The organism is Pelomonas sp. BJYL3 (assembly GCF_027257975.1).
GTDB lineage: Bacteria > Pseudomonadota > Gammaproteobacteria > Burkholderiales > Burkholderiaceae_C > Roseateles_B > Roseateles_B flavus.
Map to the genome: position 1 here is coordinate 892,119 of NZ_JANZKX010000001.1, position 22,257 is coordinate 914,375.

Annotated in this window: 21 protein-coding genes; 9 read left to right on the forward strand and 12 right to left on the reverse strand. The window is 68.5% G+C overall.

Going from position 1 to position 22,257, the window contains the following annotated elements:
* Window positions 1-152 precede the first annotated feature (152 nt).
* The 3 genes from O9Y01_RS03940 to O9Y01_RS03950 all read right to left on the reverse strand — a co-directional run bounded on the left by O9Y01_RS03940 (window position 153) and on the right by O9Y01_RS03950 (window position 2,653).
* Window positions 153-674, reverse strand: a complete 522-nt coding sequence (locus tag O9Y01_RS03940; protein WP_269630178.1) for a hypothetical protein — start codon at window positions 672-674, stop codon at window positions 153-155.
* A 608-nt stretch (window positions 675-1,282) separates the two neighbouring features.
* Window positions 1,283-1,873 (reverse strand): hypothetical protein, encoded by a 591-nt coding sequence (locus tag O9Y01_RS03945; RefSeq protein WP_269630179.1) that lies wholly within the window; start codon window positions 1,871-1,873, stop codon window positions 1,283-1,285.
* A 240-nt stretch (window positions 1,874-2,113) separates the two neighbouring features.
* Complete coding sequence (locus tag O9Y01_RS03950) at window positions 2,114-2,653, reverse strand: hypothetical protein (protein ID WP_269630180.1); 540 nt, start codon at window positions 2,651-2,653, stop codon at window positions 2,114-2,116.
* Between the two features lie 191 nt (window positions 2,654-2,844).
* Here O9Y01_RS03950 and O9Y01_RS03955 point away from each other — a divergent pair, with 191 nt between their 5' ends.
* Window positions 2,845-3,138 carry a hypothetical protein gene (locus tag O9Y01_RS03955; RefSeq protein ID WP_269630557.1) on the forward strand — a complete coding sequence of 98 codons (294 nt, stop codon included), beginning with the start codon at window positions 2,845-2,847 and terminating at the stop codon, window positions 3,136-3,138.
* Window positions 3,139-3,264: 126 nt separating this feature from the next.
* On the opposite strand, the gene O9Y01_RS03960 is transcribed toward O9Y01_RS03955, so the two are convergent.
* The 8 genes from O9Y01_RS03960 to O9Y01_RS03995 form a co-directional block, all read right to left on the reverse strand.
* On the reverse strand, window positions 3,265-3,741 hold the full coding sequence (locus O9Y01_RS03960) for a c-type cytochrome (RefSeq protein ID WP_269630181.1): 477 nt from the start codon (window positions 3,739-3,741) through the stop codon (window positions 3,265-3,267).
* Window positions 3,742-3,776: 35 nt separating this feature from the next.
* Complete coding sequence (locus O9Y01_RS03965; RefSeq protein ID WP_269630182.1) at window positions 3,777-4,784, reverse strand: SMP-30/gluconolactonase/LRE family protein; 1,008 nt, start codon at window positions 4,782-4,784, stop codon at window positions 3,777-3,779.
* A 23-nt stretch (window positions 4,785-4,807) separates the two neighbouring features.
* Entirely contained in the window at window positions 4,808-5,527 is a 720-nt protein-coding gene (locus O9Y01_RS03970) for a c-type cytochrome (protein WP_269630183.1), read from the reverse strand.
* The gene (locus tag O9Y01_RS03975) at window positions 5,524-6,114 is read right to left on the reverse strand and encodes a peroxiredoxin (protein WP_269630184.1); all 591 of its coding nucleotides are present in this window, start codon (window positions 6,112-6,114) and stop codon (window positions 5,524-5,526) included. The genes O9Y01_RS03970 and O9Y01_RS03975 overlap by 4 nt, the downstream gene beginning before the upstream one ends.
* Before the next feature lie 3 nt (window positions 6,115-6,117).
* Window positions 6,118-6,525 carry a hypothetical protein gene (locus tag O9Y01_RS03980; protein ID WP_269630185.1) on the reverse strand — a complete coding sequence of 136 codons (408 nt, stop codon included), beginning with the start codon at window positions 6,523-6,525 and terminating at the stop codon, window positions 6,118-6,120.
* Between the two features lie 78 nt (window positions 6,526-6,603).
* Window positions 6,604-8,073 carry a DUF1501 domain-containing protein gene (locus O9Y01_RS03985; protein ID WP_269630186.1) on the reverse strand — a complete coding sequence of 490 codons (1,470 nt, stop codon included), beginning with the start codon at window positions 8,071-8,073 and terminating at the stop codon, window positions 6,604-6,606.
* 34 nt (window positions 8,074-8,107) lie between these two features.
* Entirely contained in the window at window positions 8,108-10,444 is a 2,337-nt protein-coding gene (locus O9Y01_RS03990; RefSeq protein WP_269630187.1) for a DUF1549 and DUF1553 domain-containing protein, read from the reverse strand.
* Between the two features lie 357 nt (window positions 10,445-10,801).
* The gene (locus O9Y01_RS03995; protein ID WP_269630188.1) at window positions 10,802-12,283 is read right to left on the reverse strand and encodes an MBL fold metallo-hydrolase; all 1,482 of its coding nucleotides are present in this window, start codon (window positions 12,281-12,283) and stop codon (window positions 10,802-10,804) included.
* A gap of 328 nt (window positions 12,284-12,611) precedes the next feature.
* On the opposite strand from O9Y01_RS03995, the gene O9Y01_RS04000 reads away from it, so the two are divergent.
* The 6 genes from O9Y01_RS04000 (at window position 12,612) to O9Y01_RS04025 (ending at window position 17,610) form a co-directional block, all read left to right on the forward strand.
* Window positions 12,612-13,622, forward strand: a complete 1,011-nt coding sequence (locus O9Y01_RS04000) for a sulfate ABC transporter substrate-binding protein (protein WP_269630189.1) — start codon at window positions 12,612-12,614, stop codon at window positions 13,620-13,622.
* A gap of 23 nt (window positions 13,623-13,645) precedes the next feature.
* Window positions 13,646-14,452 (forward strand): MotA/TolQ/ExbB proton channel family protein, encoded by an 807-nt coding sequence (locus O9Y01_RS04005; protein WP_269630190.1) that lies wholly within the window; start codon window positions 13,646-13,648, stop codon window positions 14,450-14,452.
* A gap of 16 nt (window positions 14,453-14,468) precedes the next feature.
* Complete coding sequence (locus tag O9Y01_RS04010) at window positions 14,469-14,894, forward strand: ExbD/TolR family protein (protein ID WP_269630191.1); 426 nt, start codon at window positions 14,469-14,471, stop codon at window positions 14,892-14,894.
* A gap of 45 nt (window positions 14,895-14,939) precedes the next feature.
* Window positions 14,940-15,377, forward strand: a complete 438-nt coding sequence (locus tag O9Y01_RS04015) for an ExbD/TolR family protein (RefSeq protein WP_269630192.1) — start codon at window positions 14,940-14,942, stop codon at window positions 15,375-15,377.
* 12 nt (window positions 15,378-15,389) lie between these two features.
* Entirely contained in the window at window positions 15,390-16,076 is a 687-nt protein-coding gene (locus O9Y01_RS04020; RefSeq protein ID WP_269630193.1) for an energy transducer TonB, read from the forward strand.
* Window positions 16,077-16,338: 262 nt separating this feature from the next.
* Complete coding sequence (locus O9Y01_RS04025) at window positions 16,339-17,610, forward strand: sulfatase family protein (protein ID WP_442952715.1); 1,272 nt, start codon at window positions 16,339-16,341, stop codon at window positions 17,608-17,610.
* 160 nt (window positions 17,611-17,770) lie between these two features.
* On the opposite strand, the gene O9Y01_RS04030 is transcribed toward O9Y01_RS04025, so the two are convergent.
* Complete coding sequence (locus tag O9Y01_RS04030; RefSeq protein ID WP_269630195.1) at window positions 17,771-20,449, reverse strand: TonB-dependent receptor; 2,679 nt, start codon at window positions 20,447-20,449, stop codon at window positions 17,771-17,773.
* A 460-nt stretch (window positions 20,450-20,909) separates the two neighbouring features.
* Here O9Y01_RS04030 and O9Y01_RS04035 point away from each other — a divergent pair, with 460 nt between their 5' ends.
* Both O9Y01_RS04035 and O9Y01_RS04040 read left to right on the forward strand, forming a co-directional pair.
* Complete coding sequence (locus tag O9Y01_RS04035) at window positions 20,910-21,443, forward strand: rhodanese-like domain-containing protein (protein WP_269630196.1); 534 nt, start codon at window positions 20,910-20,912, stop codon at window positions 21,441-21,443.
* 10 nt (window positions 21,444-21,453) lie between these two features.
* Window positions 21,454-22,251: a cytochrome b/b6 domain-containing protein gene (locus O9Y01_RS04040; RefSeq protein ID WP_269630197.1), complete on the forward strand. Its 798-nt coding sequence runs from the start codon at window positions 21,454-21,456 to the stop codon at window positions 22,249-22,251.
* Window positions 22,252-22,257: the final 6 nt, after the last annotated feature.

Consider the following 22,257-nt stretch of genomic DNA (forward strand, 5'->3'; position numbering starts at 1 on the left):
CGGTCCTTCGATTTGCCGAACTCGGCGCCTAGAAGCGGGCGTTCAACGTTTGAGTTCAGCGGCTTGCGACAGAGTGGCGAAGCCGGTCAAGAATGAAATGAAGGCCGGCGTAGGCACGCCGGCGCAAGTCCGGTTGAACGAGGGGCTAGGCGTCAATGTCCTTGCCACTCTTGCCAACGACTCCCTGTCGGATGTGACGCAATGCCTCTGCCAAGGGCCACATCGTTCCAGCGCTCAACTGGTTCGGCATGCTCTTCGCCATGCTTCAGGGCTTCTGGCTTGCCGATGAGATAGATACCTTGCTCCGGGCCCCGACCGAAGAGTTGAGTGAAGCTGTAGTGCTGCTTCATTCCAGGAACCCATACTGTGACCGTAAGTACGTCCGTGCCAGTTCCATCTGATTGTCGAGAGATCCCTTCCCTTCCAAAGGCCCACCAGACTTTTGATCGCTTTGCCTCAGCGAGGCTTGCCCAGCCCTTTGCAACGGCTTCTTCCTGAGTTTCTGACTCAAAGTCCAGTACCTGCCGGCCTGTTGCGTCAGTGATAACTGCAAACGGGCAGATGAGTTCTCCTTCGCGGTTCGCATCAGCAATGGCTGCGCAGTGCATGAGCACGAAGCCAGCATACTCAATGGCATCGTCGGGGAGAGAAGAGCGGAACAGCGAACCGAGCATGGTGTGTGTGATGCCTAACGACCAATTTCAGGGGTGCCAGCTTGGCATGGCCGAATCGTGCAGTGATGGAGTCGCCCCCACAAAGACGAGGGTCACGCAAGGACGAGCGCAAGGACGAGGATCAGGCCTTGAGTTTTACAGGGCTAGGTAGGGCCCAAGGCCCCACCCCCAAGCCCCGCCGCCAGCCCTGAGTAAAAACGCCCAATGTCCGCTGCACTTAATACTTGATGCCTGACCCCGCCCCTGCGCCCCTGCTTGACCCCGCCCCTGCTGATTCCGCTAAAGAATCAGCAGTTGAGCAGGTGTTGACGACGCCTGCGGTTGCCGACTCGACAGCCCGTTGAAGCCTCGGGCCAACAAGCCCATACGTTAGCGTGGGGCTGGTCTTGCCTGCCCTCTGATCCTGAGGCCCCTTGTTGAACGGATCGAAGTGGTGGGGATTCAGAACTTAATGCCTGACCCCGATCCGCGCGTGCCCCCGATCCGCGCGATCCGCGATCCGCTCCGGATCAGCGCGCCCTGGCAGCCTCGGCTCCATCGGGGCCTTCAAGCGCACGACAGGAAATTCAAGGCGGGACGCGTCCTGCCTTTCTTCCACATGATGGCGATCAACTGGTGGCTGGCCTTGCATCGACCTGCACAAGCCTGAGTTGTTGGACGATTTCTTCCAAGGACTGGCTGTACAGATGACCGTCTTCAAGCTCCAGAGAGTCCTCTGGCCTTTCCTCCCGGGGCATCTCAAACCTCCGCCAATTGACGACCCCCTCCCCGACTGGTTCGATGCCGTAGGGCAGGCCGGTTTGGCGGTTGCTGAACAGCCGCACTCCGCCACAGGGGAAGACCCCTGACTCAACGAGCTCGTAGAGATACTGACCCGACAGAAAAAGCGTGCCGCCGTTGGTCGCGAGAAGGAAGTGCATGCCTTCATCCTCCATCTCTTCGACTTCAACGACGTCAGACACCCGGTAATCCGCCGTCTTCAGGTGCCCGCTCCACAACGCACTTTGCATCGGCTCCTGTCGCACAGCCAGGGACGACTTTGGCCACAGGTGCAGAAGGAGCGCTGGCAGCAGGATGTAGGCCGAACCGAAGGACACAAGGCCGAGCAGCATCGGGTCCTTGACGATGTTGCTCGAGTAGCCAGCGATCGGGATGAGCAGGAACGTACAGATACCTGCGATGAAGATGAGACGCAGCATGAGAGACCGTGTGGGCCTGGGGCCAGGCCTTGAGTCTACTGACCTTCGGACTGGCCCGGACGCTCGGCATGGACTTGAGCCTCCCGTGAAGGCCGGGGAACTCGCAGGGGCACCAGGGTCAAGTCTTGCCTGCCCTCCGACCCTGAGGCCCCTTGTTGAGCGGATCGAGATGTTGGGGACTTGAATCTTGATGCCTGACCTCGCCTGCGGCTCCCGTAGCCGGTCGGCCTGAACGAGGGCTCAGGACGCATTGAGCACCCTTTGAGTTTGCTGGGAAGCTTGGGGCATCGTTGAGCTTCGTAGCTCGCGCTGAAGTGCTGTGCGTGCTTCGTGGGTCAGCGGTGACGATGGCGACAGCAGACGCTCTTGGCTCTCCATCGAGGCAAACCAGACAGCGCCTTCCTCCAGCACGCACCGAAGGATCTCTTCCGCACAAGCGTCCAAGCTCGCTGGATCTGCGCCGAACGAGAAGTCGTAGCGCCTGAGACTGTGATCGTTGGAGTCCCGCATCTCGTCCGACGACGGCCCATTCAAGTGCGCTCCGGGAAAGTCGTCGGTCCGCACTCGGACACCAAATTGGACCCTGAAGGAAGCTTCGAACGAGAACTTGTGGAGATGAACGAACTCGATCACCAGCGGCTTTGGCCGCGTGTAGAAGCTCGTCCTGGTGCGCTCGAATCCGAGGGGCTTCAACTTGTTGGCAAGAAGCCGTGCGACCTTTTGTGCATTGCGTGACTCCAGCTTCTTCTCGGGCGAACCCGGCGCGGCGTAGGGTGGCATGTGGTGTCGGCTATGTGGCTCAACGAATGAAAGGGACTGCCCAGTACCGAACCAGCCACGTCGCCCTGAAGCGAGAACGGGCTCAAAAAGGGACGGGGGTCAGGTCTTGAGTCTAAAGGGATTGGACCTCAAGCCCTGACCCAGTCCTACGGTGACCCTGCCCCACCGCACCCCCTGAGTCAAAACGCCCAATGTCCGCCGCGCTTGTTTTCAATCAAGATGGACGGCGTCGTGCAACAGCCAGGAATGCTCAGGTGGATTGGGTTCTCGTCGTCTTCGTTCTATTCAAGGGCCTGGTCTTCGTCACCGGCATGGTGTTCGCCATCAAGTGGCATTACGACCGCGAGAAGATGACGGTGGACCGGCACGCGCTGCTCGGCATGGGCGCCAAGGTCCTCGCGGTGTTCGTCCTGTTGCTTCTCGTCTTGCTGACCCTGACCTTCGGGCTGGCCAGGTCGCTCGGCATGGACTTGAGCCTCCCTTGAAGGCCGTGGCACTCATGCGCATGCAGCGGGCGACGGGCGGCTGTGCCCATGCCGGACGGCCCACCCGGCCCATCGCCCCCAATGCAAAAGGCCCGGCAAGCCGGGCCTCTTCTCAGGCAGCGCGCCTCACTCCTTGTTCTTGAAGTCGTCGTGGCAGGCCTTGCAGGTCTTGCCCAGCTTGCCGAACTGCTCCTTGGTCTTGGCCTGATCGCCCAGGAGGGCGACCTGGGCCAGCTCGTTGGCCTCCTTGCTGAAGGCGCTGGCGTACTCGCCGACCTTGGAGCCTGGCTTGAAGAGCTCGGGCTTGACGGTGGTGTCGTGCCAGCCCTTGCCGGTCTCGGTGCCGGGCGCGAAGAGCGCGCCCAGGCCGCTGTTGGCCAGCGCGGCGATGGTGTTGGCGGCCTTGATGACCTCCTCCTTGTTGTAGGTGCCCTCGACATTGGCCTTGATGCGGCCGTTGTTCCAGGCGATGACCTGATACGCCGACTGGCGCCATTTGATCAGCTGCTCGGGCTTGGGGCCCTGCTGGGCCTGGGCGCCGCTGCTCACGGCCAGGCTGGCGATGGTCAGGGCAAGTGCGGCGAGGATTGAGTTGCGTTTCATGAAGCGCTTTCTTGGGTGGAATGGAGGAAGGGATGTCATTTGGCGCGGCTGGCCACGCCCGGCGTCAGCACGGCCAGCTGCCAGGCGGCGCCGCGGCCGACGACGTAGAGCTGGCGCTTGTCCGGCCCGGCAAAGGCCAGGTTCTGCGGCGCGCGCGGCAGCGTGATCGTGCCCAGGGCCTCGCCCTTGGGATTGAAGACCTGCACACCCACGCTGCTGGCCACGTAGAGCCGGCCCTCGGCGTCGACGGCCAGGCCGTCGGCCCCGCTGCTGGTGCTGCCGTTCTCCAGGGTACGGAAGCCGGCCAGGCGGGCGAAGTTGCGGCGCGGGCCCAGGCGGCCGTCCGCGGCGATGTCATAGGCCAGCACCCATTCGCCGGCGGTGTCGGCCACGTAGAGCGTGCGCTCGTCGGGGCTCAGCTGGATGCCGTTGGGGCGGGTGATGTCCGCGGCCAGGCGCTCCAGCACGCCGCCGGCGCGGATGCGGTAGACCGCCGGCTTCGCGTAGTCCACGGCCGCAGCAGCGCCCTGGCGCTGGCCGGGGGCGGAGCCGGAGTCCGTGAAGTACACGTTGCCGCGGCTGTCCAGCACGAGGTCGTTGGGGCGGTCGAAGGGCTTGCCCTCCCAGCTGTCGGCCAGCGTGCGCGCCCTGTCGGCGGGGTAGACGACGCCCACGCGCGCCTGGCTCACCTGCACGGCGAAGAGCTCGCCGTCGCGGCTCCAGCCGAGGCCGTTGGCGCCATTGCTCTGGGTGAGGAAGGGCTGGGTGCTGCCGTCCGGCAGGATCTGCGTGATGCGCTCGGCCTGCGTCTCGGTGAAGACGAAGCGCCCATCCGGCAGGCCCAGCGGTCCTTCGGTGCCCTTGAAGCCGTCCTTGAGGTAGCGCACCGGCGTGCCGGCGGCCACCACGCCGGCGATGGCGGGCGTCTGGGTGGGCGTGTCGGCGGGAGGCTGGGCCGGGGTCTGCGCTGCGGCGGCACCGCCCAGCGTCAGGGCCACCGCGGCGATCAGGCTGCGGTCCATCCAGGGAATCAGGTGAGACATGTCGGGTCCTTGACGAGTGAAGGTCAGCGGGGCGCGCTGGCGGCGCCCTGCCTGGAAAAGTAGGAGGCGAGCTGCTCGATCTCCGCCTCGCGCAGCGCGCTGGCGATGCCGGCCATGCCGCTGTCGACCGCCTCGCGCCGCTGGCGCTGCTGGAAGTCCCGCAGCTGCTTGGCCAGGTAGCGGGACTCCTGGCCGGCCAGGCGCGGCGCCGGGCTTCCGGTAAGGCCCTCGCCCACCGCGCCATGGCAGCTGCTGCAGGCGGCGATGCCGCGGGCGGGATCGCCGTGAAGGGTCAGGTCTTGCGCGCTCCGATGTGCCGCGGGATCCAGGGCGCCCTCTCCCTGCATGACCGGCAGCTGGGCGAAGTAGGCGGCGATGTCGCGCAGGTCCTCGGGGTCGACGGCCCGCGCCGTGATCAGCATGCTGTCGTTCTTGCGCAGGCCGGCCTTGAAGTGGCGGACCTGCTGCTCGATGTAGTCCGCCTTCTGGCCGGCCAGGCGGGCGAAGATGGCTTCCGGCCCGTGGCCCACGCCCAGGCCCTGCTCGCCATGGCATTCGAAGCAGCGCTCGGCCTCGGCCTTGTCGCGGCCCAGGCGGGCATCGCCTGCGGGCGGCGCCTGCAGGCCGGGCTTGGCAACGGGCCTGGCAACGGGCTTGGGCGCGGCCTTGGCCGCGTGCAGCTCCGGCGCCATGAGGCTCAGGCTCAGCCAGGCTCCGGGCAGCAGCCAGCGCCAGGCGCTCACCGCTTGGCCGCCAGCTGCTGCACCGCCAGCAGGGCCTGCTCCACGTTCTCGATGGGGCTCAGGCCGCCCACGGTGGCGGCAATGCGGCCGTCCTTGCCGACGATGAAGGTGGTGCGCTCGGCCAGGCCGTGGTCGATGTCCTGCCCGCGGCTGTCCTTGCGGCCCGTGGGGGCCTCGCGCACGTTCAGCGCGAAGGCCTTGGCGATGCGACCGTCGGCGTCACTCGCCACGCTGAGCTTGCCGGCGCAGTAGTCGGGGTCGGCGCTGAATTCGCGCAGGCGGCCGATGCTGTCCAGGGACACCCCCACGACACTCGCGCCGGCGGCCTTGAAGGCGTCGAGCTGCGTGGCGAAGCTGTGCGCCTGGATGTTGCAGCCGTTCGTGTAGGCGGACGGGTAGAAGTAGACGACCACCGGGCCGGCCTGGCGGGCTGCCTTGAGCTGGAAGGTGTAGCCCTTGCCGGCCAGGGCGGCCTCGGCCTCGAAGTCCGGGGCGGCATCGCCCGGCTGCAGCGCGGCATGGGCCAGGCCACCGGCCAGCAGCAGGCTCGCGAAGAGGCCATGGGAGAAAGTGGCAGCGAATCGCATGGGTCAGGATTTCTTGTAGAAGGTGTGGCAGGAACGGCAGGCGCGGGAGATGCCGGTCGCCGCATCGGTCGCCGCCTCGAAGTCGCCGCGGCCGACGTGCTGGACGATGGCGGCGCTGAGGTCCTTGCTCTTCTTCGCGAGGTCCACGGCATCCTGCGCGTCCGGCTTGGCGGCGAAATGGCCCTCGACCTGGATGAAGAGCTGGTGCAGCTCGCTCGCGTCGCTGCGGCTGCCCTTGGCGTCGCGCAGGGCGATGTTGGAGGCCAGGCTCTTGTTGAGGTCCTCGATGGTCTGCATCAGGTCCATGTCCAGCTCGGCCTCGGCGGAGCCGGCGATGCCAGGGCTGATCAGGGCCGCTGCCGTGAGCAGGCCGGCCAGGGATGCGCGGAAGAAGGGAAAGACTCGGGTCATCGTGTACTCGGGGAACCAGGACCGGGGCCAGGCAAGACCTGACCCCGGATGCATCGATCAGCGTTCAGCTTGCGGCGCTCAGGCCAGCAGCTCCTTGATCACCTTGCCGTAGACCACCGTCGGGCGCTCGGAGCGGCCGTTGTTGAGGAAGGTGGTCTTGAGGTGATCCAGGCCGAAGAGCTGCAGCACGGTGGCGTGGAGGTCGTAGGTGTCCACGGCCAGGTCCTTGTCGGCCACTTGCAGGCCGATGTCGTCCGTGGCGCCGTGGGTGTAGCCCGCCTTGATGCCGCCGCCGGCCAGCCACTGGGTGTAGCCCCAGGGGTTGTGGTCGCGGCCGGAGCCGCTCTCGCCCCAGGGCGTGCGGCTGAACTCGGAGGTCCACACGACCAGCGTGGTGTCCAGCAGGCCGCGCTCCTTCAGGTCCGTCAGCAGGCCGGCGATGGGCTTGTCGACCATGCGGGCCATCAGGCCGTGGTTGTCGTCCAGCTCGTTGTGGGCGTCCCAGCTGCGGCGGTCGTTGTCGGCCACGCCTTCCGGATGGCCGGACACCACCTGCACGAAGCGCACGCCGCGCTCCACCAGACGGCGGGCGCGCAGCAGCACGCGGCCGTAGCTCTCGCTGGTCTTGTCGTCCAGGCCGTAGAGCTTCTTGGTGGCGTCCGTCTCCTTGTCCAGGCTCACGGCGTCGGGCGCGGCGGCCTGCATGCGCTCGGCCAGCTCGTAGGCCTTGAGGCGGGCGCGAAGCTCGGTGTCGTGCGGGCGCTTGTCGGCGCCCAGCTGGTTGAGGTGCTTCAGCAGGTCCAGCTGCGTGCGCTGCTGGCCGGCGGTGCGCAGGTCCGGGCGGTCCAGGTAGAGGATGGGCGAGTCGCCGGGCCGGAAGGCCGTGCCCTGGTAGACGGCAGGCAGGAAGCCGCTGTTCCAGTTCTGCGCGCCGGCCTGGGGCTCGCGATCGCCGTTGTAGAGCACCACATAGGGCGGCAGGTCCGGGTTGGCCGAACCGAGGGCGTAGCTGATCCACGCGCCCAGCGAGGGCCGGCCCGGGTTCAGGTCGCCGGTGTTGAGCTTGAGGATGGAGATGTCGTGCGTGGCGCCCACCGTCACGCTGGACTTGATGAAGGCCATCTTGTCCGCATGCTGGGCGAGGTTGGGCAGCAGGTTGGAGAACCAGGCGCCGCTCTCGCCGTACTGCTTCCACGTGCGGTTCTTGGAGACCCACAGCTTGCCCACGCCGCCCTGGGTGCTGGTCTTGATGCCCTTCAGGAAGCTGGCGGGCACGGCCTGGCCCGAGAGGCGCTGCAGCTCGGGCTTGTAGTCGTAGAGGTCCAGCGTGGAGGGCGCGCCGTTCTGGTGGAGCCAGATCACGGACTTGATCTTGGCCGGGAAGTGCGGCGCCTTGGGCGCCAGCGGATCGACGAGGTCCGAGGCCAGGGCCACGCCCTGGAAGCCCGGGATCAGGCTGGCCAGCGCGGCGATGGACAGGCCCTGCCCGCTGCGCAGCAGGAAGTCGCGGCGGTGGTGGTCGTGGTGGTCATGATGGCGATGGCTCATGGTGATTCCTTTGTTGTAGCCGGGTGCGGGCAGGTCAGAAGCGGTAGGAGAAGTCGTTGGAGTTGGCGACGGTGTGGACCAGGTCCACGAAGGCCGCGGCGCGCAGCGGGTTGACGTTGGCGTCCTTCTTCAGGCCGGTGGGCACGGCCACGGCGAACTTGCCGCCCTCCAGGGACTTCTGCGCGATCACCTTCTCCTGCTGGTCCAGGAAGCCCTGCAGGGCCTTGCGCTCCTGGGCCGAGGGCTTGCGGGCGAAGAGGGTCTCGTAGAGGCGGTCCAGCTGCGCGGTCTCGGTCTTGCCGGCCTCGTTGATGAGGCGGCCGGCCAGGGCCTGGGACCAGGCGAAGGTGATGTCGCTGTTGAAGAGCGTCAGCGCCTGCAGCGGGGTCGTGGTGACGTCACGCTTGTGGTGCGGCTGGGCCGGGTTGGCCGGGTCGAAGTTGACGGTCAGCGGATAGGGCACGCTGCGGCGCACGAAGGTGTAGATGCTGCGGCGGCGGGTCTCCTCCTCGTTGCGCGGCGCCTGCCAGAGCTGGCCCGCATTGAGCTGCTGCGGCACGGGCGGGAACACGGCGGGGCCGCCCACCTTGTCCACCAGCTGGCCCGAGGCGTAGAGCAGGGAATCGCGGATCACCTCGGCCTCCAGGCGCTTGCGCGGGAAGGCGGCCAGCAGCTTGTTCTCCGGGTCGGCCTTGACCAGCTCCTCGCGCTCGTCCGAGGCCTGGCGGTAGGTGCTGGAGAGCAGGATGTCGCGGTGCAGCTGCTTGACGCTCCAGCCCTTCTTCACGAAGTCCTGGGCCAGCCAGTCCAGCAGCTCCGGATGCGTGGGCTTGGCGCCGGCGCGTCCGAAGTCCTGGACCGTGCTGATGATCCCCTTGTCGAAGTACTGGCTCCAGACGCGGTTCACATAGACACGGGCCGTCAGCGGATTGCTGTCGCTGGAGAGCCATTGCGCCAGGGCGCTGCGCCGGCCGCTGGACTTCTCCAGGGCCACGACCTTGGGCTGCTCGCCGCCGCCCAGCCACAGCGCGGGCACGCCGGGCTGCACCTCGTCCAGCAGCTTCTCGTGCTGGCCGCCGAAACGCACGAAGGTGGGCGGCGCGTCCTTGCCCAGCTCCAGCGCGCTGGTGTAGTTGTTCACCACACCGCTGCCCTGGGGCTTGAGCTTGTCCAGCTTGTTCAGCTCGGCGGTGAGCTTCTGGTACTCCTTGTAGAGCTCGACCAGCTCCTGGCTGTGCGCGGGGAAGGTGTCGTCCTCGGCGGCCAGCTTGAGGTAGGCCTGCGCGGCCTGCTGGTCGGTGGTGACGAACTTGTGGCGCCAGTTGACCCAGCGGTCCAGCGCGCTCCATTCCTTCTCGGGCTTGAAGAGGGCGTCGCGCGTGTCGGTGAGGTAGCGCTCCTTCTGGTACTTGATGCCGGCGGCCATCACCTTGGCGAGGATGGCGCGCTGCTTGTCGCGGATCTCCTTGCTCGCGGCCTGGTAGGCGGCCTGGGCCTTCTCGAAGGCCGGGTCGACGGGCTCCTTCTCCTTCACCGCCGCGCGCTCGTCGAAGGCGGTGTTGGCGAAGAAGGCCTGCAGCTGGAAGTACTCCTTCTGGCTGACTTTGTCCGCCTTGTGGTTGTGGCAGCGGGCGCAACCGATGGTGCTGGCCAGGAAGACCTCGCCCACCAGATCGGTCATGTCGGTCTCGATCTGGTACTTGCGCTGCACCATGTCGCGCGAGTTGGCGTTGTCCGGGTAGCCGGCCAGCAGGCCCGTCGCGATGCGCGCCTCCTGGCTGTCAGGGAAAAGTTCGTCGCCCGCGATCTGTTCCTGGATGAAGCGGTTGAAGGGCTTGTCGCTGTTGAAGGCCTGGATCACGTAGTCGCGGTAGCGGTACATGTTCGCCCGCGTCAGGTCGTTCTGGAAGCCGGAGCTGTCGGCGTAGCGGGCCAGGTCCAGCCAGCGGCGCGCCTGGCGCTCGCCGAACTTGGGCGAGGCCAGCAGGCGGTCCACCAGCTTCTCGTGGGCATTGGGCGACTTGTCGTTGACGAAGGCCTGCACCTCCTCCGGCGTGGGCAGCAGGCCCCAGGCGTCCAGCGTGGCGCGGCGGATGTAAGCGCCGCGGTCGGCATCCTTGCTGGGCTTGAGGCCGGCGCTCTCCAGCCGGGCCAGCACGAAGGCATCGATGGGGCTGCGCGCCCAGGCCCGGGTCTTGACGGCAGGCACGGCGGGGGCCTGCACCGGCTGGTAGGGGGACCAGGCCCTGGTTGGCTTGGCGGCGGCCTTTTCGGCAGGCTTCTCGGCAGCCTTCTCGGCGGGCGCATCGGCAGCGCCCGCGGCCACGACGGCGGCTCCGAGGGCCAGTGCCAGCAGCGGTTTCTTGAACATGGTGCAACTCCTGTGAGGACACGAAGACGGCGATGAATTCCGGGGCCCGCGAGGCCCCTGCTGTTGCGCCAGCAGGCCTCGGGGCGGTCCAGCAGGAATTGCAAGCGCTGTGCCAGGCCGGGCGCCCCGCGGCCTGGCGGGCGTGATGGCGCGCCCAAGTGCCTGTCACCCTTCGGATTTCAGGGCCTGCACATGCACATGCGCTGGCTGCATGTGGGCGTGCGGCACGGGCTTGCGGCGGCCGGCGAGGCCGCTGCGTGAAATGCAGCAGGGCGTCTTGCGTGCTTTGCAGCAGCCCGCTGACGAAAAAGGGGCCTGCCCCATGCGCGGCAGGCCCCTGGCAGGCGATGCGCTCCCTCAGCGCTGCGCCACCGACTTCTCCCCCGTGACCGTGCGCAGCTCCGCCACCGTGACCGTGCGCGGCCCGTGCAGCGGCGCGATCTGCTCGACCTGCAGGCCCAGGCGCTCGATGTTCTGCAGCAGGTTCACGGTGTAGGGGTTGGGCGCGCCCGTGGGCGGCGTGGCCGTGGGGCCGGGGTTGTAGGCATCGGCCTGGATGGCGATCTTCTCGGCGGGCAGGTAGATCAGCGCGAAGGCGTCGTTGTGGCCGTTGCCGGCCAGCTCGTGCAGCTCGATGCGGCGCTGGCCGTCACTGATCACGTGGCGGCCCTGGAACGTCTCGAACTGCGCCCGGCGGCCGGAGCGGGACAGGGCGTCCGGATTGAGCGTGTGTGGCTGCGCCCAGGCCTGCTCGAAGAAGGGCTTGTTGGCCGCGACCGTCACCACCGTGGCGCCGGCATCGACCAGGGTGCGCAGGCCGCCGGCGTGGTCGAAGTGGGCATGGGTGTTGATCACGTAGCGGACCGGCTTGGCGGGCAGGCGCTCGCGGATGGCGGCCAGCAGGGCCAGGGAGCGCTCCTCGCTCTGCGGCGCCTCGACCAGCACCAGGTGGTCGCGCTGCTCGACGAGCACGCTGTGGTGCGTGCCCCCCGTCAGGTAGTGCACGCCGCTGGCCAGGGCCTTCCATTCGACCTTGGGCGCGGGCGACTGCGTCTGGCGGGCCTCCGCCGGGGCCTCGATGCCACCCGCACGCCCGGGCCGCACCTGGCTCACCTGCAGATCCAGCACCGGGTGCCCGCCCTGCAGGCGCAGCACGCGTGCGGGGAAGCGCAGGCCGCCGAAGTCGCGGTACTGCTCGAAGCGCGTCTCCAGCGGGGTGTCGCCCAGCACAGGGCTGTCGACGAGGGTACGCACGCGCTCGAGATCGCCCTGCGCATTGATCCAGCCCTCGTAGGGCACGCCCGTCTTGGTCTTGAAGCTGACGCGCGTGAGGGCGCCGTCACGGCTGATGCTGGCGCCGGCTTCGCGCGCGGCGCGCACAAAGCCCTGGGGCGTGGACCACAGCTCGGCCTGGCGCTCGGCCACCGCGGCGGGCTGGGCGCTCACGGCGCCGGGCTGGCCGTTGGCCGCCACCGCGCGGTTCCAGGCCCAGGCGCCCAGCACGGCCTGGTCCACCTGCTGGTCCACGGGCGTGGGCCGGGCGCGGCCGGGCTCGACGATCTGCCGGCGGGTCTGCTGCACTTGCGCGGCCTGGGCGGGGAAGTCCAGCTCGGCGTGGTAGCGCAGCAGCTCGAAGGCCGGCCAGGCCTGGCCCGGCGCGGGCGCCTGGCCGAACTGGTACCAGCGGCCCTGGGCGTCGATGCTCAGCCGGGTCGCGGCCTCACCGCCCAGCGAGCGCTCGACGGCGGCCAGGTCCAGGGGCGGCGTGCTGGCACAGCCGGCCAGGGCCAGGGTCGCGGCCAGGGCCAGCGGAGCGAAGGGGTGAAGGGAAGCGCGCATGCAATGTCCTTGATGAAGAGCGGCGGATGGGCGCAGTGACGCAAGTTGCATACCTGCCGCTGCGGGCCGCCCCGCGCCGTACTCGTCGCCTTTGCAGCAAGGCCTGACCCCGGCCTGCGTCATTTCCAGCACCCCGGCGCCGGCCTGCTGGCTTGCGTGCAGCCCCGATGCCATCGGGCCCGCCGCTGCATATGCATCTGCAATTTGCTTTGTTCCTGCACTGCGCCCGGGCCACCAGACTGCGAGGCCTGGCAGCAACAAGCCGCAGACGAAGCGCCGACTGCCAACTCACACGATCCGCAGCCCCCGACATCACCCAGAGACCACCATGACGACCCTGCTCCAAAAGACCCTCCTCGCCGCCGCCCTGGCCGCCAGCAGCGCCGTGGCCTTCGCCAAGGACATCACCCTGCTCAACGTTTCCTACGACCCGACGCGTGAGCTCTACCAGGAGTACAACGCCGCCTTCGCCAAGTACTGGAAGGCCAGGACGGGGGACACCGTCAGCGTCAAGGCCTCGCACGGTGGCTCGGGCAAGCAGGCGCGCTCGGTGATCGATGGCCTGGAGGCCGACGTCGTGACCCTGGCCCTGGCCTATGACATCGACGCCATCGCCAACGAAGGCGGCAAGCTGGTCAATCCCGACTGGCAGGGCAAGTTCAAGCACAACAGCACGCCCTACTCCTCCACCATCATCTTCCTGGTGCGCAAGGGCAATCCCAAGGGCATCAAGAGCTTTGCCGACCTGGCCAAGCCCGGCGTGGGCGTGATCACCGCCAATCCCAAGACCTCGGGCGGCGCGCGCTGGGCCTATCTGGCCGCCTATGGCGATGCGCTGCTGCAGCCTGGCGGCAATGACGCCAAGGCCAAGGACTACATCGGCAAGGTCTTCGCCAACGTGCCGGTGCTGGACTCCGGCGCCCGCGGCGCCACGGTGACCTTTGCCGAGCGCGGCATCGGCGACGTGCTGCTGTCCTGGGAGAACGAGGCCGGCCTGGTGCTGAAGGAATTCGGCCCCGAGAAGTTCGAGGTGGTCTACCCGCCCAGCAGCATCCTGGCCGAGCCCCCGGTGGCCGTGGTCGACAAGGTCGTGGACAAGCGCGGCACCCGCGAGGTCGCCCAGGCCTACCTGGACTACCTCTACTCCGACGAGGGCCAGGACATCGCCGGCAAGAACTTCTACCGCCCCAGCAGCCCCAAGGCGGCCGCCAAGTACGCCAAGCAGTTCCCGGCCCTCAAGCTCTTCACCATCAACGACGTCTTCGGCGGCTGGACCAAGGCGCAGAAGACCCACTTCGCCGATGGTGGCGTGTTCGACCAGGTCTACACCAAGAAGTAAGCAAGACAGCAAGCGAGGCCCCCATGCGTTCCAAGCACTTCTCCCTCCGATCCAGCCGCGCCCTGCTCGTGGCCACGGGCCTGCTGGCCCTGGCCTGGGCTGCACAGGCCCAGGACCCCGCAGCGGCGGCCAGCGCCGTGAAGGCGGCCACCAGTGCCGCCACCGCTGCGGCCCCCGGCGAAGACCCCTACAGCGTCGGCGCGCTGTGGGCCCAGAGCAGCGGCGTGCAGCGCACGGTGCTGGCCCTGCTGGCCGTCATGAGCGTGGGCAGCTGGTTCATCCTGATCACCAAGACCATCGAGCAGCTGCGCATAGTCCGCCAGGGCAAGGCGGCGCAGGAGCAGTTCTGGGGCAGCAACACCGTGCGCGAAGGCGCCGAGGTGCTGGCCCAGGACAGCCCCTTCCGCTTCATCGCCGAGGCCGGGCTGGACGCCACCGCCAAGCACCAGCGCCTGGCCCGCCACATCGGCCTCAACGAGTGGGTGAGCCTGGCCATCGAGCGTGCCGTGGAGAAGGTGCAGGGCTCGCAGCAGAAGGGCCTGGCCTTTCTGGCTGCCGTCAGCTCGACCGCGCCCTTCGTGGGCCTCTTCGGCACGGTCTGGGGCATCTACCACGCGCTGACGGCCATCGGCGCCGCCGGCCAGGCCTCCATCGACAAGGTGGCCGGCCCGGTGGGCGAGGCGCTCATCATGACCGCCATCGGCCTGGCCGTGGCCGTGCCCGCCCTGCTGGGCTACAACTGGCTGGCCCGCCGCAACAAGGCCACGCTGGACAGCGTGCAGCACTTCGGCGACGAGCTGCACACGGCCCTGCTGGCCCAGTCCGCCTGAGCCCGGGAGCCCTGCCATGGCCCGCAAGAAGTCACGCCGCCTCGAAGACGACGAGATCGTCTCCGCCATCAACACCACGCCGCTCGTGGACGTGATGCTGGTGCTGCTCATCATCTTCCTGATCACCATCCCGGTCGTGAACTTCTCGGTGCCGGTGAGCCTGCCCAAGGAGCGCAACGAGGTGCGCGAGAGCCGGCCCGAGAACATCGTGATCAGCGTCGACGCCCAGGGCGAGACCTACTGGTTCGACGCCCATTTGAGCGGCAGCGAGGCCCTGGTGGAGCGGCTCAAGGCGGTGGCGCAGCAGTCGCCCCAGCCCGAGGTGCACATCCGCGGCGACCTCGATGCCAACTACGACTCCGTGGGCCGCATCGTCTACGCCTGCCAGCGCGCCGGCATCGCCAAGGTGGGCTTCATCACCGAACCGCCGTCGCGCAGCTGAAGCCGCGGCCCCAGCCATCCACTCATCCACGCACAAGGAGTTGCCATGGGCATGAACATCCCGAGCGCCAAGCGGCGCGGCGAGCCCGACATCATCATCGACATCAACACCACGCCCCTGATCGACGTGATGCTGGTGCTGCTGGTGATGCTGATCATCACCATCCCCATCCAGCTGCATGCAGTGAACCTGAACCTGCCCCTGGGCCAGCCGCCGGTGAGCCTGGTGAAGCCCGAGGTGCTGAAGATCGACGTGGACGCGCACAACGTGATCTACCTGAACGGCACGCCCGTGGCCGGCGGCAAGCCCGAGCTGCTGAGCCGCCTGCACGAGGCCGCGGCGCAGCCGGTGCAGCCCGAAGTCCATCTGCGTGCAGACCGGCAGGCCAAGTACAACACCTTCGCCGAGGTGATGGTGGCGGTGAACCAGGTCGGCCTGTCCAAGGTCGGCGTGGTGGGCAGCGAGCAGTTCATCACCCAGTGAGGAGTCCTTCCCATGAGCGCCATCCTGCCGCCCGGCGGCTTCCATCCCCTGCGTGAATCCACCCCGCGACTGCAGACGCCCGGCGGCAAGCCCGGCACCGGCCTGGCCATCGTCGTGGGCCTGCATGTGCTGCTGGGCTATGCCATTGCCAGCGGACTGGCCCGCGAGGTGATCGACGTGGTCAAGAAGCCGCTGGAGGCGGCCGTGATCGTCGAGCTGCCACCGCCGCCGCCGCCCCGGGTCGAGAAGATCAAGGAGATCGTCAAGAGCGAGGTCCCGCCGCCGCCCGCCTTTGTGCCGCCCCCCGAGGTCGCCGTGCCGCCCTCGCCCGCGCCGGTGATCACGCAGACGCAGGCGGAGCCGCCCCGGGCGCCGGTGGAGATCGCGCCGCCGGCCCCGCCCGCCCCGCCGCCGGTGGTGGCCAAGCCGGAGCCGGTCAAGCAGGACATCACCCTGGCCTGCCCCGGCTACCAGGCCACCATCGCCCAGGCGCTGGAGGATGCCTTCGACCGCGTGGGCATCACCGGGACGGTCCGCACCCTGATCAAGCTGCGCGGCAGCCAGATCGTGGAGGTGGTCCCGCAGTCCGGCCCGCAGGCCTATTTCAAGTACCTGGCGCCGGCCATCAAGCGCATCAAGTGCGCCTCGCAGGGCGCTGACGAGGTGCATGTGGTGCTGGACGTGAACTTCGCCAAGTAAGCCCCTCCTCCCGACACCCCCGCCGGACTGCGTGCCGCGGGGGTGTTTTGTTTTCCAAACCCCTCAGGCAAGACCTGACGCAAGACCTGACCCCGGAGATCCATCCATGTCTCGACACCGTCCCCCGCCCTCTCAAGGCCCCTCTCAACGCCGCCGCCTGTTGCAGGGCCTCGGCGGCCTGGCCCTGGGCTCGGCCCTGCCAAGCGCCAGCGAGGCTCAAGCTGAGGCACCGCCCAACATCGTCTTCATCCTGGCCGACGACATGGGCTACGCCGACCTGGGCGTCTACGGCCAGCGCGACTTCGCCACGCCCCACCTGGACCGCCTGGCCAGCCAGGGCATCCGCTTCACCCAGGGCTACGCCAACTCGGCCGTGTGCTCGGCCACGCGCTTCGGCCTGATCACCGGCCGCTACCAGTACCGCCTGCGCGGCGGCCTGGAGGAACCCATCGGCGGGGTCGGCGAGCAGCTGGGCCTGCCGCCCGAGCACCCCACCCTGCCCTCGCTGCTCAAGCGCCAGGGCTACCGCACGGCCCTGATCGGCAAATGGCACCTGGGCTCGCTGCCCAAGTTCGGGCCCCTGAAGAGCGGCTACGACGAGTTCTTCGGCAATGTGGGCGGCGCGGTGGACTACTTCACCCACAAGGCCGGCGTGGGCGCGGACCTGCCGCCGGGGCTCTACGAAGGTGAGACGCCGGTCGAGGCCGTGGGCTACTACACCGACCTCATCGCCGAGAAGGCGCAGGGCTTCCTGAAGCGGCAGAGCGCGCGGCAGCCCTTCTTCCTCTCCCTGCACTTCACGGCGCCGCACTGGCCCTGGGAAGGCCCGGGGGACGAGGCCGTCTCGCGCAAGCTCAAGAACCTCAGCCACACGGACGGCGGCAGCCTGCAGAAGTACGGCGAGATCGTCGGCGCACTGGACGCCGCGGTGGGCCGCGTGCTGGAGACGCTGGAGCAGCAGGGCCTGGCCCGCAACACCCTCGTCGTCTTCACCAGCGACAACGGCGGCGAGCGCTTTAGCAACACCTGGCCCTTCTCCGGCCAGAAGTCCGAGCTGCTGGAAGGCGGCATCCGCGTGCCCACCCTGCTGCGCTGGCCCGCGCGCGTGAAGCCTGGCCAGGTGAGCGAGCAGGTGCTGATCAGCATGGACTGGCTGCCTACCCTGCTGTCCGCCGCGGGCACGGCGCCCGATGCGGCCTATCCCAGCGACGGCCGCAACCTGCTGCCGCAGGTCCTGGGCCAGGCCGCCCCCGTCGAGCGCACACTGTTCTGGCGCTACAAGGCCGGCGGCCAGCGCGCGCTGCGCAGCGGGGACTGGAAGTACCTGCGCATCCGCGGCAACGAGTTCCTCTTCCGCCTGGACCAGGACGCCCGCGAGCGTGCCAACCTCGCCCAGCGCGAGCCGGCGCGCCTGGCGGCCCTGCGCCAGGCCTGGGAAGCCTGGGACGCGCAGATGCTGCCCATCACGCCCGAGGTGCGCACCTACCAGGTGACGGGCAAGGTGCAGGCGGACCGCCACGGCGTCGTCGACTGATCACGCCACGGCGGGCCCAGAAAGAACAAGGGAGCGGTCCCCACCGCTCCCTTTTTTGTTGGCCCTGCAGATCGGCCGCACCTCCTTGTCGTGTTTCAGTCCTCCGGTCCAAGCGCCGCGAAGCCCGGCCCCCAGGCCGGAGCAGCCGCGGCGCCCCTCCTCACACCTTGCCCGTGAAGACCAGGCTCACCGTGCGCGGGATGGCCGGCGCATAGCTGTTCCAGGTCTTGGACAACGGTGTCTTGTCGTTGAAGAGGTTCTTCACGACCAGGCTCACATCGAAGCTCTTGTCGCGGCGGCCCAGGCCGATGGCGTAGTCCGCCACCCAGGCCTTCGGGATCACCGAGTAGCTGGACAGCGCGTTGTCCGAGTAGAAGCTGCTCGTGAAGGCCACGTTGGCGCTGGTGTGGAACTCCTTGTCGCCCCAGACCGGGCGGCGGTAGTCCGCGCCGATGTTGAAGCTCAGCTTGGGCGCGCCGGCCAGGGGCTGGCCGCTGAGGTCGCGGTAGGGCGAGGCGCCCGCGTAGCCGTTCTCCACCGGCTGTGCGGCATTGGGGAAGCTGCGGTACTTGGCCAGGTTGTAGGCGCCGGCCACGCGGATCTGCGTGAAGGGCAGGCCCGCGTAGACCGCGTCCACCTCGATGCCGCTGACCCGCACCTTGGGCACATTGCCGGTGGCGCTGGTGTAGGCGAACTGGCCGTTGTTGTTCAGCGCCGTCGTGTACTCATCGACGATGCGCACCGACTGCTGGTAGTTCCTGATGTTGCTGACGAAGACGTCGGCATTGACGATCAGCGTGCGCTTCAGCCAGGCGGACTTCAGGCCCAGCTCGAAGCTGTCGGTCTTCTCGGGCTCGACCTTGAAGGACACGCCGTTGACCACCTGCGAGATGCCTGCCTTCTCGCCATGCTGCCAGCTGAGATAGCCCGTGGCATCGGCGTTGAACTTGTAGCTGGGGCTGATGACCAGCGCCGGCTGCGTGGCCTTGTAAGGCTCGGCCTCGACCGGGTTGAAGATCACGCCCACCTGTGAGGCGCGGATGGCCTTGGCATAGGCGACCTGCTGCTTCTGGGCGGCGCTGAGACTCGCATAGGCCGCACCCGGCGTGGCCGTGACAGCCTTGCCGAAGTAGAGCTGGGCCACGCGGTCCGCGGTGCCCAGCTGGGTCGCCGTGTTCGTGGCATCCAGCTCACCCTTGGCGCTGTTGAGGAAGCCGCCCAGCGCGATGCCGTTGACGGCCGCCGGGTTCAGGTCGGTGCCCGAGCCATTGGACTTGATCAGCGAGAAGGCCGTGTTGCGCCGGCTCTCCTGCGTGATGCGCAGGCCCGTGGTCACCGTGAGCTCAGGGCTCAGGTGCCAGTTGCCCTGGCCGAAGACGGCCGTGCTGGTGTTGCGGATGTACTGCTGGCCGGCCGGCGAGTTGAAGGCCATGTTGAGGTTGGCCAGCGAGTCCGCCAGCAGCTGGCGGCCCGAGGTGTCGGCGTCCAGGGCCTTGTACTGCGCATCGTTGGCATACCAGGCACCGGCGTCCGTGCCCCAGATCTTCTGGTACTCGGCGTCGTTCTTCACCTTGATCAGGTAGAGACCGGCCTGGTAGTCCAGCAGGCCGCCCAGCGGCGAGCTGACGCGCAGCTCCTGGCTCCACTGCTTGTAGTCGTTCCAGAAGCCGCCGGAGTTGCGGTGGATGTCGAAGGGCGTGCCCTCGTCGTTGACGGCGTTGAAGTGGTAGTCCTTGTACGCGCTGATGGAGGTGAGCTGGTGGCCGCTCTCCAGGCGGTAGTTCAGGTCCACCGTGGCGCCATGGCTGCCCGTGACCAGCGGGCGGGCGGCGTCGTTGTTGACCAGATTGCCGGTCTTGCCGCCGTAGTAGAAGTCGTCCTGCGTGAAGCCGGTGTTCTGCGTGAACCAGCGACGGCCGAGCTTGGTGCCGCTGTCGGTCTGCAGATTGGTGGCCGTGCCATTGCTGTAGGTCCGCGGCGTGGGCGTGTTGATGGTGCGGCCATTGGTGGCCTCGGCCGCGCGGGGCTGGGCGTCCAGTGCCAGGCGCGCGCTGAAGTCGCTGCTGGGCTTGAACAGGAACTGCACGCGGCCGGAGACGCGGTCGGTGTTGGTGTAGGTGTTGTCGCGGTTGAAGGCGTTGACGAGATCGCCCTTCTGGCGATTGACCGAGACCACGCCGCGCCAGGCCAGCACCTCGTCCACCACGGGCCCGCCCGCGGCCACCCAGCCGGCCACGCCGTCGCGCTGGCTGAAGCTGACGTTGTAGTCCGCGGTGGGCGTGAAGCTGGGGCGGCGCGTGGTGATGTTGATCACGCCCAGGCTGGTGTTCTTGCCCAGCAGCGTGCCCTGGGGGCCGCGGGCGACCTCGACGGTGTCCACGTCAATGAAGTCGAAGCTGGAGCTCAGTGCGTTGTAGGCGTAGTTGACGCCATCGACGATCAGCCCGACCGACGGATCCTGCGCCTCCGTCTGCCCCACCTTGCCCACGCCACGGATGGAGATGCTGCTGGTGCGCTGGTTGCCCAGGTTCCAGGCGACGTTGGCGGCGCGCTTGGTGATGCTGTTGATGTCCGTCGCATTGAGGCGCTCCAGCTCATTGCCCTGGACCACGGAGACGGACAGCGGCACGTCCTGCAGCTTCTCGATGCGGTTGCGGCTGCGCACCGTCACGCCTTCGAGCTGGCGTTGCTCGACGGCGGGGGCCTCGGCGTTGGCTGCCGTCGCCGGAGCCTGCTGGGCCAGCGCCGGCAGGGCCACGAGGCTCAACAGCAGGGCAAGGGGCGTCGGTGCGAAGGGAGCGGAGCGGGAAGCCGCGTATCGTTGTTGTCGTGCTTTCATTTCTGGATTTCCTGCGTACGGATGGACAGTGACGCCCTCTCGTCGCAAGCGCTGTACCCGGATGGAAAGCCGAGCAAGCTCATGCCCGCAGCGCAGAAGCCGGCCTCGCCAGGGCGATCGCTGCGGGGGAGCGGTGTCCGTGCCGCCCCGCAACGAGCACCGCACCGGGCGGCCCCGGCAGAGTGCGCGCTGCAAATGCAGCCGGCCGGTGCTGCATTTCAAGCACCCGGATCCACCCTGCTGGATTGGCAGCACCCTCGCCGCGGGCCAGGACGTCTCGCGTGCTTCGCGGGGTCAGGTCTTGCCAGCGATGGGAGCTCGCGCCCATCCATGCAGCGAAGGGAAGGCGGGCATCCGGCCTCACATCTGCGGGACGCATGAGCTTCCTCGCCCGGCACATGGCGCGTGGCATGGGCCCTGCTTGCGGGCCTGGCGTTCACATCACAGAAAGGTCACGACCATGCAACACGCCCCCCATCGCTCCCCCGCGCCCGCACGCCGCCGGCATGCCCCTGCAGCCGCGCTGCTGGCGGGCCTGTGGCTGGGCCTGCCCCTGGCCGGTCATGCGCAAGGCAGCGCCCCTGCGCCTGCCGCGGCGGCCTCCGCGCCCGCGTGGAAGTACCAGACCCAGCGCCTCAGCCGCGCCCAGGTGGACGCCCTGCTGGCGCGCCCCGAGCAGCTGCTGGTGCTGGACATCCGCCGCCCGGACGAGCTGATCAAGTACGGCTCCTTCCCCGCCTTCCTGAACATCCAGCACAAGGACCTGGAGAAGCAGCTGGCCTACCTGCCGCGCGACCGCGTCATCCTGACCGTCTCCAACCACGCCCAGCGCGCCGGGGCTGCCGGCGACCTGCTGACGTCCAAGGGCTTCAAGGTGGCCGGCGCCACGGGCTCCGAGGACTACGAGCAGGAAGGCGGGCAGCAGGTGCAGCACATCCAGGCGCCGCCACCGCGGGCGGCCGGGACCACGGGCGCGCAGCCGGCGCAGCCCTGAGGGAGGCGGCATGAGCACGGTACTCGGCCCCCCTGGATCCGTGGCGACGCAGGCGCCTCCCGCGCAGGCCGCCACCGCAACACCCGAGCGCCTGCCGGCCGCTCAGGCCCCGCCGACCGTCTGGGACCTGCCCCTGCGCCTCTTCCACCTGGCCCTGTTGCTGAGCGTCGGCACCGCGCTGGCCACGGCCTGGATCGGCGGCAACGCCATGGTGTGGCATGGCCGCGCCGGCGCCGTCGTGGCGGGGCTGCTGGGCTTCCGCCTGGCCTGGGGCGTCCTCGGCTCGCCGACCTCGCGCTTCCGGCAGTTCCTGCCCTCGCCGCGTTCGCTGCGGGACTATCTGCAGGGGCGCTGGCAGGGCGTGGGGCACAACCCGCTGGGCGCGATGGCCGTCTTCGCCATCCTCGCCGTGCTCGGGGGTCAGGTCTTGACTGGGCTGTTCAGCAATGACGAGATCGCGTTCACGGGGCCGTATGCGGAGGCGGTGTCGGAGGCGCTGTCACTGAAGCTCACCGCCTGGCACCACCGCCTGGCCTGGGCGGTCTACGGGCTGCTGGCGCTGCACCTGCTGGCGATCGCGGTGCACGAGGGCCTGCGCCGGCACCGGCTGATCCGGCCCATGTTCCGGCTGCGTCCGTTCCGGGGCCGCCTCGACGCGGCCTCCCCCGGCGTGGCCCGCAAGACCGGCGAGGCCACCCACCGCCTGGCCCGGGTGCTGCCTCTGGTGCTGGCCCTGGCCCTGGGCACGGCCGCCGGCCTGTACAGCTGGGAGCGCCCGCCGCCGGCCTCCACCGGCGTGGCCGAGTGAGGCGCG